Source organism: Citrobacter sp. R56, assembly GCF_016811995.1.
GTDB lineage: Bacteria > Pseudomonadota > Gammaproteobacteria > Enterobacterales > Enterobacteriaceae > Citrobacter_D > Citrobacter_D enshiensis.
Genome location: NZ_CP069160.1, coordinates 42,965 through 57,699, shown reverse-complemented (window position 1 = coordinate 57,699; position 14,735 = coordinate 42,965). Strand labels below are relative to the sequence as shown.

The 14,735-nt window shown below is 62.0% G+C and carries 21 protein-coding genes and 1 pseudogene; 16 read left to right on the top strand and 6 right to left on the bottom strand.

Features of this window, described 5'->3' with window-relative positions; genetic code table 11:
• The first annotated feature begins 148 nt into the window (after positions 1-148).
• Positions 149-300 (top strand): annotated as a pseudogene (locus JM656_RS22555) (replication protein RepA).
• Here the strand turns inward: JM656_RS22555 and JM656_RS22185 are convergent.
• From JM656_RS22185 to merR, 6 genes are all read right to left on the bottom strand, one after another.
• On the bottom strand, positions 301-543 hold the full coding sequence (locus JM656_RS22185) for a replication regulatory protein RepA (protein WP_000078032.1): 243 nt from the start codon (positions 541-543) through the stop codon (positions 301-303).
• Positions 544-674: 131 nt separating this feature from the next.
• Complete coding sequence (locus JM656_RS22180; protein WP_203361369.1) at positions 675-1,238, bottom strand: phospholipase D family protein; 564 nt, start codon at positions 1,236-1,238, stop codon at positions 675-677.
• A 148-nt stretch (positions 1,239-1,386) separates the two neighbouring features.
• The gene (locus JM656_RS22175) at positions 1,387-1,728 is read right to left on the bottom strand and encodes a hypothetical protein (protein ID WP_203361368.1); all 342 of its coding nucleotides are present in this window, start codon (positions 1,726-1,728) and stop codon (positions 1,387-1,389) included.
• 41 nt (positions 1,729-1,769) lie between these two features.
• Entirely contained in the window at positions 1,770-2,501 is a 732-nt protein-coding gene (gene traX, locus JM656_RS22170; protein WP_042005196.1) for a type-F conjugative transfer system pilin acetylase TraX, read from the bottom strand.
• Positions 2,498-3,043 (bottom strand): DUF2726 domain-containing protein, encoded by a 546-nt coding sequence (locus JM656_RS22165; protein ID WP_203361367.1) that lies wholly within the window; start codon positions 3,041-3,043, stop codon positions 2,498-2,500. Before JM656_RS22165 ends, traX begins: the two co-directional genes overlap by 4 nt.
• Positions 3,044-3,079: 36 nt before the next feature.
• Complete coding sequence (gene merR / locus JM656_RS22160) at positions 3,080-3,535, bottom strand: Hg(II)-responsive transcriptional regulator (RefSeq protein WP_001166628.1); 456 nt, start codon at positions 3,533-3,535, stop codon at positions 3,080-3,082.
• A 71-nt stretch (positions 3,536-3,606) separates the two neighbouring features.
• On the opposite strand from merR, the gene JM656_RS22155 reads away from it, so the two are divergent.
• The 15 genes from JM656_RS22155 to modB all read left to right on the top strand — a co-directional run bounded on the left by JM656_RS22155 (position 3,607) and on the right by modB (position 14,734).
• On the top strand, positions 3,607-3,957 hold the full coding sequence (locus tag JM656_RS22155) for a mercuric transport protein MerT (protein ID WP_001294660.1): 351 nt from the start codon (positions 3,607-3,609) through the stop codon (positions 3,955-3,957).
• Positions 3,958-3,972: 15 nt separating this feature from the next.
• Positions 3,973-4,248, top strand: coding sequence for a mercury resistance system periplasmic binding protein MerP (gene merP / locus JM656_RS22150; protein ID WP_000732276.1), 276 nt, complete (start codon positions 3,973-3,975; stop codon positions 4,246-4,248).
• A gap of 27 nt (positions 4,249-4,275) precedes the next feature.
• Positions 4,276-4,683, top strand: a complete 408-nt coding sequence (merC, locus tag JM656_RS22145; protein WP_000522993.1) for an organomercurial transporter MerC — start codon at positions 4,276-4,278, stop codon at positions 4,681-4,683.
• A 38-nt stretch (positions 4,684-4,721) separates the two neighbouring features.
• Positions 4,722-6,404 carry a mercury(II) reductase gene (gene merA / locus JM656_RS22140; RefSeq protein ID WP_000281123.1) on the top strand — a complete coding sequence of 561 codons (1,683 nt, stop codon included), beginning with the start codon at positions 4,722-4,724 and terminating at the stop codon, positions 6,402-6,404.
• 17 nt (positions 6,405-6,421) lie between these two features.
• Positions 6,422-6,787 (top strand): mercury resistance co-regulator MerD, encoded by a 366-nt coding sequence (gene merD, locus JM656_RS22135; RefSeq protein ID WP_203361366.1) that lies wholly within the window; start codon positions 6,422-6,424, stop codon positions 6,785-6,787.
• A complete protein-coding gene (gene merE / locus JM656_RS22130) occupies positions 6,784-7,020 on the top strand; it encodes a broad-spectrum mercury transporter MerE (protein ID WP_001087807.1) in 237 nt (78 codons plus the stop codon). Before merD ends, merE begins: the two co-directional genes overlap by 4 nt.
• A gap of 65 nt (positions 7,021-7,085) precedes the next feature.
• Positions 7,086-7,298, top strand: a complete 213-nt coding sequence (locus JM656_RS22125) for a DUF3330 domain-containing protein (RefSeq protein ID WP_000993245.1) — start codon at positions 7,086-7,088, stop codon at positions 7,296-7,298.
• A gap of 167 nt (positions 7,299-7,465) precedes the next feature.
• The gene (locus JM656_RS22120) at positions 7,466-9,145 is read left to right on the top strand and encodes a DDE-type integrase/transposase/recombinase (RefSeq protein ID WP_203361365.1); all 1,680 of its coding nucleotides are present in this window, start codon (positions 7,466-7,468) and stop codon (positions 9,143-9,145) included.
• Between the two features lie 2 nt (positions 9,146-9,147).
• Entirely contained in the window at positions 9,148-10,056 is a 909-nt protein-coding gene (locus tag JM656_RS22115; protein WP_151605729.1) for a TniB family NTP-binding protein, read from the top strand.
• Entirely contained in the window at positions 10,053-11,264 is a 1,212-nt protein-coding gene (locus JM656_RS22110; RefSeq protein ID WP_151605730.1) for a TniQ family protein, read from the top strand. Before JM656_RS22115 ends, JM656_RS22110 begins: the two co-directional genes overlap by 4 nt.
• Positions 11,265-11,324: 60 nt before the next feature.
• Positions 11,325-11,939, top strand: a complete 615-nt coding sequence (locus JM656_RS22105; RefSeq protein ID WP_151605731.1) for a recombinase family protein — start codon at positions 11,325-11,327, stop codon at positions 11,937-11,939.
• Positions 11,940-11,953: 14 nt separating this feature from the next.
• The gene (locus JM656_RS22100; protein WP_151605732.1) at positions 11,954-12,316 is read left to right on the top strand and encodes a winged helix-turn-helix domain-containing protein; all 363 of its coding nucleotides are present in this window, start codon (positions 11,954-11,956) and stop codon (positions 12,314-12,316) included.
• 144 nt (positions 12,317-12,460) lie between these two features.
• Positions 12,461-13,231, top strand: coding sequence for a molybdate ABC transporter substrate-binding protein (gene modA / locus JM656_RS22095; RefSeq protein ID WP_151605733.1), 771 nt, complete (start codon positions 12,461-12,463; stop codon positions 13,229-13,231).
• Positions 13,232-13,240: 9 nt separating this feature from the next.
• On the top strand, positions 13,241-14,044 hold the full coding sequence (locus tag JM656_RS22090) for a sulfite exporter TauE/SafE family protein (protein ID WP_151605734.1): 804 nt from the start codon (positions 13,241-13,243) through the stop codon (positions 14,042-14,044).
• A 12-nt stretch (positions 14,045-14,056) separates the two neighbouring features.
• Positions 14,057-14,734: a molybdate ABC transporter permease subunit gene (gene modB / locus JM656_RS22085; RefSeq protein ID WP_151605735.1), complete on the top strand. Its 678-nt coding sequence runs from the start codon at positions 14,057-14,059 to the stop codon at positions 14,732-14,734.
• Position 14,735 lies beyond the last annotated feature (1 nt).

The window sequence follows — 14,735 nt, the reverse complement described above, 5'->3', positions numbered from 1 at the left end:
ACCCGCCCGCACTTATGTTGCACGGAAGGAGCAAATGGCGCAGAAACAGGTGTTGAACTTTTCTGAGCATAAAACTATACTCCCTGCATAGAGCAACAGCTTCTATACAGTTTAAGTAGGCCCCGTTAATCTTACCGTCCCGCCAAGAATGGATGAGATTATCGGGGTTTTTGCTTTTCTGGTCCCAGGTTGATACCTATCAGAACCAGTTCCCTGCCACCTTACGGCGTGGCCAGCCATCAAAATTCTTTATACGAACAGGAATTTAGCATTCAAAGACAGTTCGATCAAGGAATGTGACTACTCACCTAACAATTCTCGTTTTATGAGCAGCTCTATCGCTTCTGCCTGAGTTAACCCATTCTCCTGACAAAATGCGTCCAGTTTATCTTTGTGAGAATTCTGGATGAACACATTTACAGGTTTATGAGTCTCCCTTTTACGGGATACCGAACGCATTTTCCTCTCACTTACACTAAGAGGCGTACCCTTTCGGTAAGCTCGTTTCGATGAGGAAGTTACTGCATTATCGATCTGCGACATCTCTGCCTCCTCAAGGATCAAACTTGGATCGCTTGCAGAGAATACTACAGATTCCTGAAATCAGCGACTTACTTTATGAACGTAACCTGTGTTGGCGCACGGTTTACGTTTCAGGATCGTTTTTTGGGATGTCAGTACGTCCGTTTCCAGTCCGTTCCCTGCGCCCAGCGGGATGTCCAGTGGTTCAGGTAGCTGCGGGCTAAGACTGGGTCATCCCAGACGACAAGCACGTTCTCTGAATTCGAACGGTCTGCAGCCCGGCTGAAGTTAAAGGAGCCGACCTGGGTGTTGCGGCCATCAACGACGATCACTTTGTCATGGAGAATTTTGTAGGCACTGACTGTACGAACCGGGATACCAGCACCAACCAGAATGTTCATGGCTGCTTTACTGGCGTTGTTGTTCTTTCCGGTATTAGCTTTCCAGTCCAGAACCACGCCCACATCTACACCCCGACGTTTTGCCCTGACTAGTGCCCTGGCCACCTCCGGAGAGGTGAAGGAATAGCCCATCAGACGGATTTCCTGTTGCGCGGTCTCAATTGTCTTAAGAACCAGCTGGAGAGCTGTACCTTCCGGAGAAAATCCTGCCTCAACGGTGGCTGCGTAAGTATTCGGTACTGGCACGCACAGAACCAGACCGAGCAGACTGGGCAGAAACCATCGGCACATATGTTTTTTAGACATTATTTGCATGGTATTTCCTTCGCTGGATGTATTCAGAAACGCCGGAATCGGGGAAAACTTGCTTTTCCCCGATTGCCGGGGTTGGACAACGACGCCCTGCGGAGGCGTCAGGCCGTTTAGTTGAACAAACAGGATCATGCGGAAGTTTTTTCGGCCCTCAAGCTTTGTTCCCCTCGATCCATTGCGGGTAGTCCTTGCTGATATCGCATCGCAGCGTTTTATTGCCAACGCTGATGATGTAACCCGGAGAATACTTCTTCTCACCATCGCTACAGCGGTTATCCTCCTTCAGGCTGTTTACCTTTATCACCTCCGCCAGAATCTGTCGCAGAAGCACGTTAGTCGTGACCTGCTCAGGCACCGCGGTAGGCGCTGCCATAATCTGTTCAGGTAGTTCTGAATGGATAAGTACAGGCCCTTTTGACGAAGCAAACGTCGGCCCGCTTAATGACAGGCAACCGGAGATAACCGCAGATAAAGCGATTTGCTTATTTTTCATGTGAATTCCTTTTGTTTGATTGAAGCGACAGTAAAGACAGGTCAAAGAACACTGACCAGAAAACCAATACACAGCAGATGGAGGGCATACGCTGGTGCAAACCACCGTCCGGCCTGCAGGCGTCGCCCGGGAGCCGGTACCAGGCCGTACACGCAAAACAGCACAGTCAACGTCAGCAGTACGCCAGAGAGCATCATCACATCACCGTGACGGGCATTAAGCAGGGCGACCAGCAACAGCCAGACAGCAAACAGGGCTGGCCGCAGTGAGTCCCGGACCTGCCAGATAAGAACCGCGCCGGTGAGCATCAGCAGACCTGGTATACCGTAACTGGCAGAGCTAAGCGGCAGATACCCCACCAGGGCTGAAAACGCCGCAACGCCATTAAACACGGACGCAGCCTGCAGGAATCGAGCCACCTGCATAACAACGGCGAAGGCGAACAGGATATTCAGTTGCCACCACATGAGTCCGGCTTCCCTGAAGGCCAGCCAGTAACCCGGCTGGGCCATGAGTGCCATCAGCCACAGGCGGTTGAGGCTGTGCTGACGCAGGGTTTTGCCTGCCATGTTGCAGCCGCTGACCAGCGCAAACAGGGGGAATGCACAACGCCCGGCCATGTTCAGTAAGGGCATATCCAGCTGGAAGGCAGTGGCGATGTGGTCCCCCACCATTGCCATAAACGCGACCATCCGGATGACATCGCGCTGCAGCGCGGAGAAATTCAGGACCGGCCTGAAAGGATGCAGGGCAACAGATTTCCCCGGACTCATGCCGCAGTCTCCTGTCGTTGTGCGCAAAGGTGTGCTCTGACGCGCTCCGCCAGCTGTTGCTCATCATCGCCACGCAGCAGCGGGATACCCGCCTGTTTCAGCACCTCTTCCAGCAGCAGGTCACGCCGCTGACGTTTCGGCGCCTGATAGGAACGGTCGTCCAGCTCCACTGCCACAATGATTCGCCCGGCGCGGTCCGTGATAACCACATCGCAGTGCCACTGCGATACCAGGCGGAACAGTTGCCACCATTCACGGCTCCCGGACTTACGGTCGGGCGCCACTCTGACGATATCGGCCACACGAACCTGCGGGCACAGCCGCCAGTGCCGGGTATCGATCACCCTGTCGAGCCGGCGCAGAAAACGCTGCTCCCGCGCCGTCATCAGCTGACCGGCACTGACGAACGACGGTCGGCGGCACAGCAACAGTTCAGATCTGCCCGGCCGAATCCCTTTTTCACGCAGCATCTGCAAAAGCGGATGCCGGGCTGAACCGGCCTGCCTGAGCAATACCACAAATCCTGCGAGCAAAATGGCCATAATGGGGTCGTCTCAGAATTCGGAAAATAAAGCACGCTAAGGCGTAGTCACCCCGTGACTCCCCCGCGCCGATGCAGCGAGCTTCGTTCCGTCTTGCAGTGACGCAATCAGCGGGCAGGAAACGTTCCCTTTCCGCGCATGGCAGGCGCACACCAGTTCAGACAGCACGGCCTCCATGCGTGCCAAGTCGGCCATCTTCTCGCGCACATCCTTGAGCTTGTGCTCGGCCAGGCCGCTGGCTTCCTCGCAATGGGTGCCATCCTCCAGCCGCAGTAGCTCGGCGATTTCGTCCAGGCTAAAGCCCAGCCGCTGGGCCGATTTCACGAACCGCACTCGTGTTACATCCGCCTCGCCATAGCGGCGAATGCTGCCATAGGGCTTGTCTGGCTCCGGCAGCAGGCCCTTGCGCTGGTAGAACCGGATGGTCTCCACATTGACCCCGGCCGCCTTGGCAAAAACGCCAATGGTCAGATTCTCAAAATTAATTTGCATATCGCTTGACTCCGTACATAACTACGGAAGTAAGCTTAAGCTATCCAAACCAAATTTGAAAGGACAAGCGTATGTCTGAACCACAAAACGGGCGCGGCGCGCTCTTCGCCGGTGGGCTGGCCGCCATTCTTGCGTCGGCCTGCTGCCTGGGGCCGCTGGTTTTGATCGCCTTGGGGTTCAGCGGGGCATGGATCGGCAACCTGACGGTGCTGGAACCCTATCGCCCGATCTTCATCGGCGCAGCGCTGGTCGCGCTGTTTTTCGCCTGGCGGCGCATCTACCGCCCGGCGCAAGCCTGCAAACCGGGTGAGGTCTGCGCGATTCCCCAAGTGCGAGCTACTTACAAGCTCATTTTCTGGATCGTGGCCGCGCTGGTCCTGGTCGCGCTCGGATTTCCCTACGTCATGCCATTTTTCTATTAATCACAGGAGTTCATCATGAAAAAACTGTTTGCCGCCCTCGCCCTCGCTGCCGTTGTTGCCCCCGTGTGGGCCGCCACCCAGACCGTCACGCTGTCCGTACCGGGCATGACCTGCTCCACCTGCCCGATCACCGTCAAGAAGGCGATTTCCAAGGTCGAAGGCGTCAGCAAAATTGACGTGACCTTCGAGACACGCGAAGCGGTTGTCACGTTCGATGATGCCAAGACCAGCGTGCAGAAGCTGACCAAGGCAACCGGAGACGCGGGCTATCCGTCCAGCGTCAAGCAGTGAGCCACTGAACCCGAACCTGGGGCGATCATGGGACTGATTACACGCATTGCCGACAAGGCTGGCGCGCTTGGCAGCGTTGTTTCCGCGATGGGATGCGCTGCCTGTTTCCCGGCTATCGCCAGCCTGGGCGCGGCCATCGGCCTTGGCTTTCTACAGGAATACGAAGGGTTGTTTATCTCCAAGCTGCTGCCGCTGTTCGCAGTCGTGGCTTTGCTGGCGAATGCACTGGGCTGGCTGAGTCATCGGCAATGGTACCGCAGCCTGCTCGGGATGGTCGGCCCAGCCATCGTGCTGGCGGCCATGCTCTTGTTTTTTGGCAATTGGTGGACGGCGAACCTCCTCTATGTCGGTCTGGCCTTGATGATCGGGGTGTCGATCTGGGATCTGCTCTCACCGGCCAACCGCCGCTGCGAACTACCACCCAAACACGGCTAACTGCATTGGCAGTTGCCGAAACGAAAAGGAACGATGCAATGTATTTGAATATCACCGGAATGACCTGCGACTCGTGCGCGACACATGTCAAGGACGCCCTGGAGAAAGTGCCGGGCGTGCTGTCGGCGCTCGTGTCCTACCCGAAAGGCTCCGCGCAACTCGCCACCGATCCCGGCACCTCGCCAGAGGCGCTGACCGCCGCTGTGGCCGGCCTCGGCTACAAGGCCACACCCGCCGATGCCCCATCCACTTCAGCGCGGGGCAGACTGCTTGGCAAGGCGCTGGGATGGCTGGGCGGTGGCGACAAGGCTGGTGGTGATGGGGACGGACTGCACGTCGCCGTTATTGGCAGCGGCGGAGCCGCGATGGCGGCGGCGCTGAAGGCCGTCGAGCAAGGTGCGAACGTCACGCTGATCGAGCGCGGCACCATCGGCGGTACTTGCGTCAATGTCGGCTGCGTGCCGTCCAAGATCATGATCCGCGCTGCCCATATCGCCCATTTGCGCCGTGAAAGCCCATTCGACAGTGGCATCGCGGCGACTGTGCCTGCGATTGATCGCAGCAAACTACTGGCCCAGCAGCAGGCGCGCGTCGATGAGCTGCGCCACGCCAAGTACGAAGGCATCCTGGACAGCAACCCGGCCATCACCGTGCTGCATGGTGAAGCGCGTTTCAAGGACGACCAGAGCCTTGCCGTCCGTTTAAACGATGGCGGCGAGCGTGTGGTGGCGTTCGACCGCTGCCTGGTCGCCACGGGTGCCAGCCCGGCCGTGCCGCCGATTCCGGGCCTGAAAGAGTCACCCTACTGGACTTCCACCGAGGCCCTGGTCAGCGACACCATTCCCGAGCGCCTGGCCGTGATCGGCTCGTCTGTGGTGGCGCTGGAACTGGCGCAAGCCTTTGCCCGGCTGGGCAGCAAAGTGACGATCCTGGCACGCAGCACGCTGTTCTTCCGCGAAGACCCGGCCATCGGCGAGGCCGTTACAGCCGCGTTCCGTGCCGAAGGGATCAAGGTATTGGAATACACGCAAGCCAGCCAGGTCGCGCATGTGGACGGCGAATTCGTGCTGACCACCGGGTACGGTGAAATACGCGCCGACCAGCTGCTGGTCGCCACTGGCAGGGCACCGAACACGCGCAGCCTGGCATTGGAAGCGGCGGGAGTCGCTGCCAATGCGCAGGGGGCCATCGTCATCGACAAGGGCATGCGCACCAGTACGCCACACATTTATGCGGCTGGCGACTGCACCGACCAGCCTCAGTTCGTCTATGTGGCGGCAGCGGCCGGCACCCGTGCTGCGATCAACATGACTGGCGGCGATGCGGCCCTGGACCTGACCGCAATGCCGGCCGTGGTGTTCACCGACCCGCAGGTCGCCACCGTGGGCTACAGCGAGGCGGAAGCACATCACGACGGGATCGAGACCGACAGTCGCACCTTGACCTTGGACAACGTGCCGCGTGCGCTTGCCAACTTCGACACACGCGGCTTCATCAAGCTGGTCATCGAGGAAGGTAGCGGACGGCTCATCGGCGTGCAAGCGGTGGCCCCGGAAGCGGGTGAACTGATCCAGACGGCGGTGCTCGCCATTCGCAACCGTATGACCGTGCAGGAACTGGCCGACCAATTGTTCCCCTACCTGACCATGGTCGAAGGGCTGAAGCTCGCGGCGCAGACCTTCAGCAAGGACGTGAAGCAGCTTTCGTGCTGCGCCGGATGAGGAAAAGGAGGTGTTCAATGAGCGCCTACACAGTGTCCCGGCTGGCCCTTGATGCCGGGGTGAGCGTGCATATCGTGCGCGACTACCTGCTGCGCGGATTGCTACGGCCGGTCGCGCGCACCACGGGCGGCTACGGCTTGTTCGATGACACCGCGTTGCAACGGCTGCGCTTTGTACGGGCTGCCTTCGAAGCGGGTATCGGCCTGGACGCACTGGCGCGGCTGTGCCGGGCGCTGGATGCTGCGGACGGTGACGGTGCGTCTGCGCAGCTTGCCGTGTTGCGGCAACTCGTCGAGCGTCGGCGCGAGGCCCTGGCCAGCCTCGAAATGCAACTGGCCGCCATGCCAACCGAACCGGCACAGCACGCGGAGAGTCTGCCATGAACAGCCCAGAGCACTTGCCGTCTGAGACGCACAAACCGATCACCGGCTACTTGTGGGGCGCGCTGGCCGTGCTCACCTGTCCCTGCCATTTGCCGATTCTCGCCATTGTGCTAGCCGGCACGACGGCCGGCGCGTTCATCGGGGAGCACTGGGGTATTGCAGCCCTCACGCTGACCGGCTTGTTTGTCCTGTCTGTGACGCGGCTGCTGCGGGCCTTCAAGGGAAGATCATGACCGCTTCCCAGCCAGCCGAGAGTGGGCAGCTTTGAGCTTCGCTACCAATCTGGAGGAGTACCACCATGAACGCAAACGCCCCGAACACTGCCAGTTGCACCACCTGCTGCGTATGCTGCAAAGAAATTCCGCTCGATGCCGCCTTCACCCCGGAAGGCGCGGAATACGTCGAACATTTCTGCGGGCTGGATTGCTATGAACGCTTCCAGGCACGCGCCAAGGCCGCGACAGAATCTGACATTGCGCCTGTCCCTGGCGGTTCGCAGCCGTCAGATTGAGGCATACCCTAACTTGATGTCAGATGTGTCATTTTCAGAAGGCGACTGCACCAAAATACGCGGTTTGAAGGCTGCTGTGCAGTCGGCTCCTGATAGCTCAATATCAGGACTCCTCTGCACGAAACTCGTCTATGCTCAATACTCGTGTGCACCAAAGCGAGGTGAGCATGGCGACCGATACCTCTCGGATTCCCGAGCAAGGCGTAGCGACCCTGCCAGATCAGGCTTGGGAGCGTGCGCGCCGTCGTGCCGAAATCATCGGGCCGTTGGCGCAGTCTGAGCCGGTCGGGCATGCGGCGGCCGACGCGGCAGCCCAGGCGCTGGGCCTGTCCCGGCGGCAGGTCTATGCCCTGATCCGCCGCGCCCGGCAAGGCGCGGGGCTGGTCACTGACTTCGCTCCTGGGCAGTCCAGTGGTGGTAAAGGCAAGGGCCGCTTGCCGGAGCCGGTCGAGCGCATCATCCGTGAGCTGCTGCAAAGGCGGTTCTTGACCAAGCAGAAGCGCAGCCTGGCGGCCTTCCATCGCGAAGTCGCGCAAGCCTGCAAAGCGCAGAAGCTGCGGGTGCCGACGCGCAACACCGTGGCTTTGCGTATCGCCGGCCTCGATCCGCTCAAAACGGTGCGCCGCCGGGAAGGTCAAGATGCCTCCCGAGAACTGCAAGGCGTGGGCGGCATCCCGCCGGCCGTCTCCGAGCCGCTGGAGCAAGTGCAAATCGACCACACGGTCATCGACCTGATCGTGGTGGATGCACACGACCGGCAGCCGATTGGCCGCCCCTATCTCACGCTGGCCATCGACGTTTTCACCCGCTGCGTGCTCGGTATGGTGGTCACGCTCGAAGCGCCGTCCGCCGTCTCGGTCGGCCTGTGCCTAGCGCATGTCGCCTGCGACAAGCGTCCCTGGCTGGAAGGGCTGGATGTGGCGATGGACTGGTCGATGAGCGGCAAGCCCAGACTGCTCTACCTGGACAACGCGGCCGAGTTCAAGAGCGAGGCGCTGCGTCGGGGCTGCGAGCAGCATGGCATCCGTCTGGACTACCGGCCGCCCGGCCAGCCGCACTACGGTGGCATCGTGGAAAGGATCATCGGCACCGCCATGCAAATGATCCATGATGAGCTGCCGGGCACGACCTTTTCCAATCCCGGCCAGCGCGGCGAGTACGACGCCGACAAGATGGCCGCCCTGACCCTGCGCGAGCTGGAGCGCTGGCTTACGCTGGCCGTGGGCACCTACCACGCCTCGGTGCACAACGGCCTGCTCCAGCCACCGGCCGCGCGCTGGACCGAGGCCGTGGCGCGGATCGGCGTGCCGCCCGTGGTCACACGGCCCACCGCGTTCCTGGTCGATTTTCTGCCGGTCATTCGTCGCACGCTGACTCGCACCGGCTTTGTCATCGACCACATCCACTACTACGCCGATGCCCTCAAGCCGTGGATCGCCCGGCGTGACCGCTTGCCGGCCTTCCTGATCCGGCGCGATCCGCGCGACATCAGCCGCATCTGGGTGCTGGAGCCGGAGGGGCAGCACTACCTGGAAGTCCCGTACCGCACCTTGTCGCACCCGGCTGTCACCCTCTGGGAGCAGCGCCAGGCGCTGGCGAAACTGCGTCAGCTCGGACGCGAGCAGGTGGATGAGTCGGCGCTGTTTCGCATGATCGGCCAGATGCGCGAGATCGTGACCACCGCCCAGAAAGCCACGCGCAAGGCGCGGCGTGATGCGGATCGACGCCAGCACCTCAAGCAGTCGGTTCCGCCCGTCAAGCCTACACCGCCGGATACGGGCATGGCGGACTCGCAGGCAGCCAACCTGCCACCGGCCAAACCGTTCGACCAGATCGAGGAGTGGTAGCCGTGGACGAATACCCCATCGTTGACCTGTCCCACTTGCTGCCGGCGGCGCAGGGGTTGGCCCGGCTGCCAGCGGACGAGCGCATCCAGCGCATCCGTGCCGACCGCTGGATCGGCTACCCGCGTGCGGTCGAGGCGCTGAACCGGCTGGAAACCCTGTTCGCCTGGCCGAACAAGCAACGCATGCCCAACCTGCTGCTGATCGGCCCCACCAACAACGGCAAGTCGATGATCGTCGAGAAGTTCCGGCGTTCGCACCCGGCCTGCGCCGATGCCGACCAAGAGCACATTCCTGTGTTGGTGGTGCAGATGCCGTCCGAACCCTCAGTGATCCGCTTCTACGTCGCGCTGCTCGCGGCGATGGGTGCCCCACTGCGCCCACGTCCGCGGCTGCCGGAGATGGAGCAATTGGCGCTGGCCCTGCTGCGCAAGGTTGGCGTGCGCATGCTGGTGATCGACGAGCTGCACAACGTCCTGGCCGGCAACAGCGTCAACCGCCGGGAATTCCTCAACCTGCTGCGCTTTCTCGGCAACGAGCTGCGCATCCCGCTGGTCGGCGTCGGCACACGCGACGCCTACCTGGCCATCCGTTCGGACGATCAGTTGGAAAACCGCTTCGAGCCGATGATGCTGCCGGTGTGGGAGGCCAACGACGATTGCTGCTCACTGCTGGCCAGCTTCGCGGCTTCGCTCCCGCTGCGGCGACCCTCGCCAATTGCCACGCTGGACATGGCCCGCTACCTGCTCACCCGCAGCGAGGGCACTATCGGAGAACTGGCGCATCTGCTGATGGCGGCGGCCATTGCCGCCGTGGAAAGCGGTGAAGAGGCGATCAACCACCGCACGCTTAGCATGGCCGACTACACCGGCCCCAGCGAACGGCGACGGCAATTCGAGCGGGAACTGATGTGAAGCCTGCACCGCGTTGGCCGTTGCATCCGGCCCCCAGGGAAGGCGAAGCCCTGTCCTCCTGGCTGAACCGGGTCGCTGCCTGCTACCGGATGGACGTGCATGAGCTGCTGGCACACGATCTCGGCCATGACCAGCTCGATGACCTGGATACCGAGCCACCCTTGTCCTTGTTGACGATGATTGCCCAGCGCAGCGGGGTTGAGCTGGAGCGCTTGCGTGAGATGAGCTTGGCCGGCTGGGTGCCGTGGCTCTTGGACAGCCTTGAGGATTCGCTGCCTGCGGCCCTGGAAACCTATGCGTTCCAATGCTCGGTGCTGCTGCCCAAGCGCAAGGCGCGATCCATCACGCGCTGGCGTGCCTGGCTGCCAAGCCAGCCGATGCGCCGGGCCTGCCCGCTGTGCCTGAACGATCCGGTGAACCAGGCCGTGCTGCTTGTCTGGCAACTCCCGCTCATGCTGAGCTGCCCGCAGCATGGCTGCTGGCTGGCGTCCTATTGGGGTCTGCCCGGTCGGCATCTTCAGTGGGACAACGCGGAGGCGGCTCCGTGTCCTGCCAATGCGGCGATTGCTGGCATGGACCGACGCACCTGGCAGGCCCTGACGACCGGTTTCGTGGAACTGCCGCGTCGGCGCATCCATGCCGGTCTGTGGTTCCGGCTGCTGCGCACCCTGCTCGATGAACTGAACACCCCGCTGTCGCACTGTGGCGGCAGCGCGGGCTGCATCCGCCAGGTCTGGGAGCATTGCGGCCATCCGCTGCGTGCGGGGCAAAGCCTGTGGCGGCCCTTCGAGGTGCTGGCCCCGGCCGTGCAGGTGCAGATGCTGGAAGCCGCAGCCACCGCCATCGCGCTGATCGAGTCGAGGGCGCTGTTCCCGCGCGGGGAACACGCCCCGCTGTTCCTGGCCGAACCGCAGACGGGCTTCACCAATGGCCTGCCCGAGAAGAAACCGAAACCCGAACCCGTCAACCATTGGCAACGGGCGGCCCAGGCCATTGGTGAGGCAATCATTGAGGCACGGCACAACCCGGAGACGGCCCGCTCACTGTTCACGCTGGCGTCCTATGGGCGACGCGACCCCGAATCGCTGGAACGTCTGCGGCTCACCTTCGCCAACGAGGGGATTCCTCTGGAATTTCTGTCACATTACGAGCCGTGCACACCCTTTGCGTACCGTAGTCAGAATGACGGGTTAAGTGACAAATTTTGACGCCAGGCACGTTCTGGCTCACACTGTCACATAATCGAACGTATATGTGACAGGTGCGAGATGTTGATCGGCTACATGCGGGTATCGAAGGCGGACGGCTCCCAGGCGACCGACTTGCAGCGTGACGCGCTGATCGCGGCCGGCGTCGATGCGGCGCATCTGTATGAGGATCAGGCATCGGGCAAGCGCGAGGATCGCCCCGGCTTGGCGAGCTGTCTGAAGGCGCTGCGGTCGGGGGATACGCTGATGGTGTGGAAGCTCGACCGGCTAGGGCGCGACCTGCGGCATCTCATCAACACCGTGCACGACCTGACCGGGCGCGGCGTCGGCCTCAAGGTGCTGACTGGCCACGGCGCGGCTATCGACACCACGACCGCCGCCGGCAAGCTGGTCTTCGGCATCTTCGCGGCGCTGGCCGAGTTCGAGCGCGAGCTGATCGCCGAGCGCACGGTAGCGGGGCTGGCCTCGGCGCGGGCACGGGGCCGCAAAGGCGGACGCCCTTTCAAGATGACGGCGGCCAAGCTGCGGCTGGCGATGGCAGCGATGGGGCAGCCGGAAACCAAGGTCGGTGACCTGTGCCAGGAACTCGGCATCACGCGACAGACTTTGTACCGACATATCTCTCCAAAGGGTGAGTTGCGCCCAGATGGGCAGAGACTGCTGGCCAAAATTTGAATCGCCTCTGATATATGACTTCCAAGAAAAACAAGCCGTGCGCTGTCCTCGTGCGACCACGCATCTACATCGGCGACGGGATCGCCATCGGTCCCGGCAAGATCGACCTGCTGCGGGCCGTTGGCGAAACCCGCTCCATTGCGGCAGCGGCCCGTTCGCTCGGCTTGCCCTACAAGCGTGCCTGGTTGCTGATCGACTCCCTCAATGAAGGGTTTGGCCGCCCGGTTGTCGAAACCGCGACTGGCGGCAAAGGCGGTGGTGGCGCATCCCTGACACCACTCGGGCAACAGCTCATCGAGCGTTACGACGCCCTGGAAACCAGTCTCAACGCCAGTGCAGGCAAGGAACTGCAAGCCCTGCGCGACCTGGCGAACTGATCCATTCTTGATTTCGGTTATGGCTTGGCATGGATGCTGCTGTATGCTTATCGTTATGTCTTTTTTGACCTAACGATGTGGTGAACCCGACAAATGCCGTTCAGCGGGTTCTTGTGCCATGACCCGATGAAAAGGAACCCGCCCATGAAACTCCTGCGCCCCTTATTGCTCGCTTGCTCACTGCTGTTCGCGGCGACGGCCCACGCCGAGAAAGTCACCGTCGCGGCGGCGGCCGACCTCAAGTTCGCGATGGACGAGATCGTCGCCACCTTCAAGAAGGCCAACCCGGCCGACGAAGTGGAGGTCATCTACGGCTCGTCTGGCAAGTTCCACACGCAGATTCAGCAGGGTGCGCCCTATGACCTGTATTTCTCGGCCGACATCGGTTTCCCGCGTGAGCTGGCCAAGGCGGGCTTCGCTGCCTCCGATGTCAAGCCCTATGCCTTCGGCCGCATCGTGCTGTGGAGCGCGGGCATGGACGCCAGCAAGATGACGCTGGCCAGCCTGACCGACCCCAAGATCGCCCGCATCGCCATCGCTAACCCCAAGCACGCCCCCTACGGCAAACGGGCCGAGGAATCCTTGCGCGCCGCAGGACTGTGGGAGAAGGTAGAACCCAAACTGGTCTATGGCGAGAACATCGCCCACACCGCGCAATTCGTGCAGACCGGCAATGCTCAGGTCGGCATCATCGCCCTGGCCCTGGCGGTCAATCCCGAGCTGGCCAAGCGCGGCGGCTACTGGCTCATCCCCGACAACCTGCATGAGCCGCTGGAACAGGGTTTCATCATCACCAAGCGTGCCGAAGGCAGTGCCTTGGCCAAACGGTTCGCTGATTACATGGGCAGCAAACCGGCTCGTGCCGTGATGACCAAATACGGTTTCGTCCTGCCGGGCGAAGCCGTCAGCAAGTAGGATGCGGCCATGAGCGTACCTGCCCGCAACGGGCAAGGCTTCGTCGCCGGTTCCATGATCGGCACGCTCGGCGGCCTGATCGGCCTCGGCGGGGCTGAATTCCGCCTGCCGGTGCTGGTCGGCGTATTCCGCCTTGGCACCTTGGAGGCCGTCATCCTCAACAAGGCCATGAGCCTGGTCGTGGTCGCCGCCGCGCTGCTGTTCCGGGGCGGCACGATTGCGCCGGGCACGCTGGCCGATCACCTCGACGTGGTGCTGAACCTACTTGCGGGCAGTCTTGTCGGGGCCTGGTGGGCGGCAGGCCATGCCATCACCCTGTCACGCCAGTGGCTCAACCGCATCATCCTGGTTCTGCTGGTCGCCTTGTCCCTGGTCATGCTCTCGGAAGCCTGGGCCGGTGTGCATGAGGGCAGCACGCCGCTCATCGAAGCCGGGCCGCTGCGCTTTGTGGCCGGATTGATTGCTGGCCTGGGTATCGGCATGGTCGCCGCGCTGCTGGGTGTGGCCGGTGGCGAATTGCTGATTCCCGCCATCGTGCTGCTCTACGGTCTGGACATCAAGCTCGCCGGCAGCCTGTCGCTGATGGTCAGCCTGCCGACCATGATCGTCGGCTTCGCCCGTTACACCCGCGCCGACGCTTTCCAGGTGCTGCGCGAGGAAAGGCCGCTGATGGGCTGGATGGTGGGTGGCTCAATCCTTGGCGCGGCCATCGGCGGGCTGCTGCTTGGCCTGGTGCCGACCGGCTGGCTGATGGGGTTGCTCGGTGTTGTCCTGATGGTCTCGGCCATCAAGACCTTCCAGCACGCACATTGAACGGGAGGGAACATGCTGACCGATAGTGATCTGCAAGCCCTCTGGCTGACCGTGCGCTTGGCAGGAATCGTCACCCTGATCCTGCTGCTGGTCGGCACCCCCATCGCCTGGTGGCTCGCCCGCACCAAGGCGTGGTGGAAGGGGCCAATTGGCGCGGTGGTCGCGCTGCCGCTCGTGTTGCCTCCCTCGGTGCTGGGCTTTTACCTGCTGCTGGCGATGGGGCCGAACGGCCCGGTCGGCCAGCTCACGCAGGCGCTGGGCCTGGGGCCGTTGCCTTTCACCTTCTGGGGTCTGGTCATCGCCTCCGTCTTCTACTCGTTGCCCTTCATGGTGCAACCGCTGCAAACAGCCTTCGAGGCCGTGGGCGACCGACCGCTGGAAGTGGCCGCCACGCTGCGTGCTTCGCCACTGGATGCTTTCTTCACCGTGGCGGTGCCGCTGGCCGCGCCGGGTTTCCTGACGGCCTCGATCCTGACCTTCGCCCACACGGTCGGTGAGTTCGGCGTCGTGCTGATGATCGGTGGCAACCTGCCGGGCGTCACACGGGTTGCCTCGGTACAGATTTACGACCATGTGGAAGCGCTGGAATACATGCAGGCGCACCGCCTCGCGGCGGTCATGCTGATCTTCTCCTTCTTGGTGCTGCTGGCCCTGTATGCCTGGCGGCCCAACCCGAAGAAGGGAGGCTGAG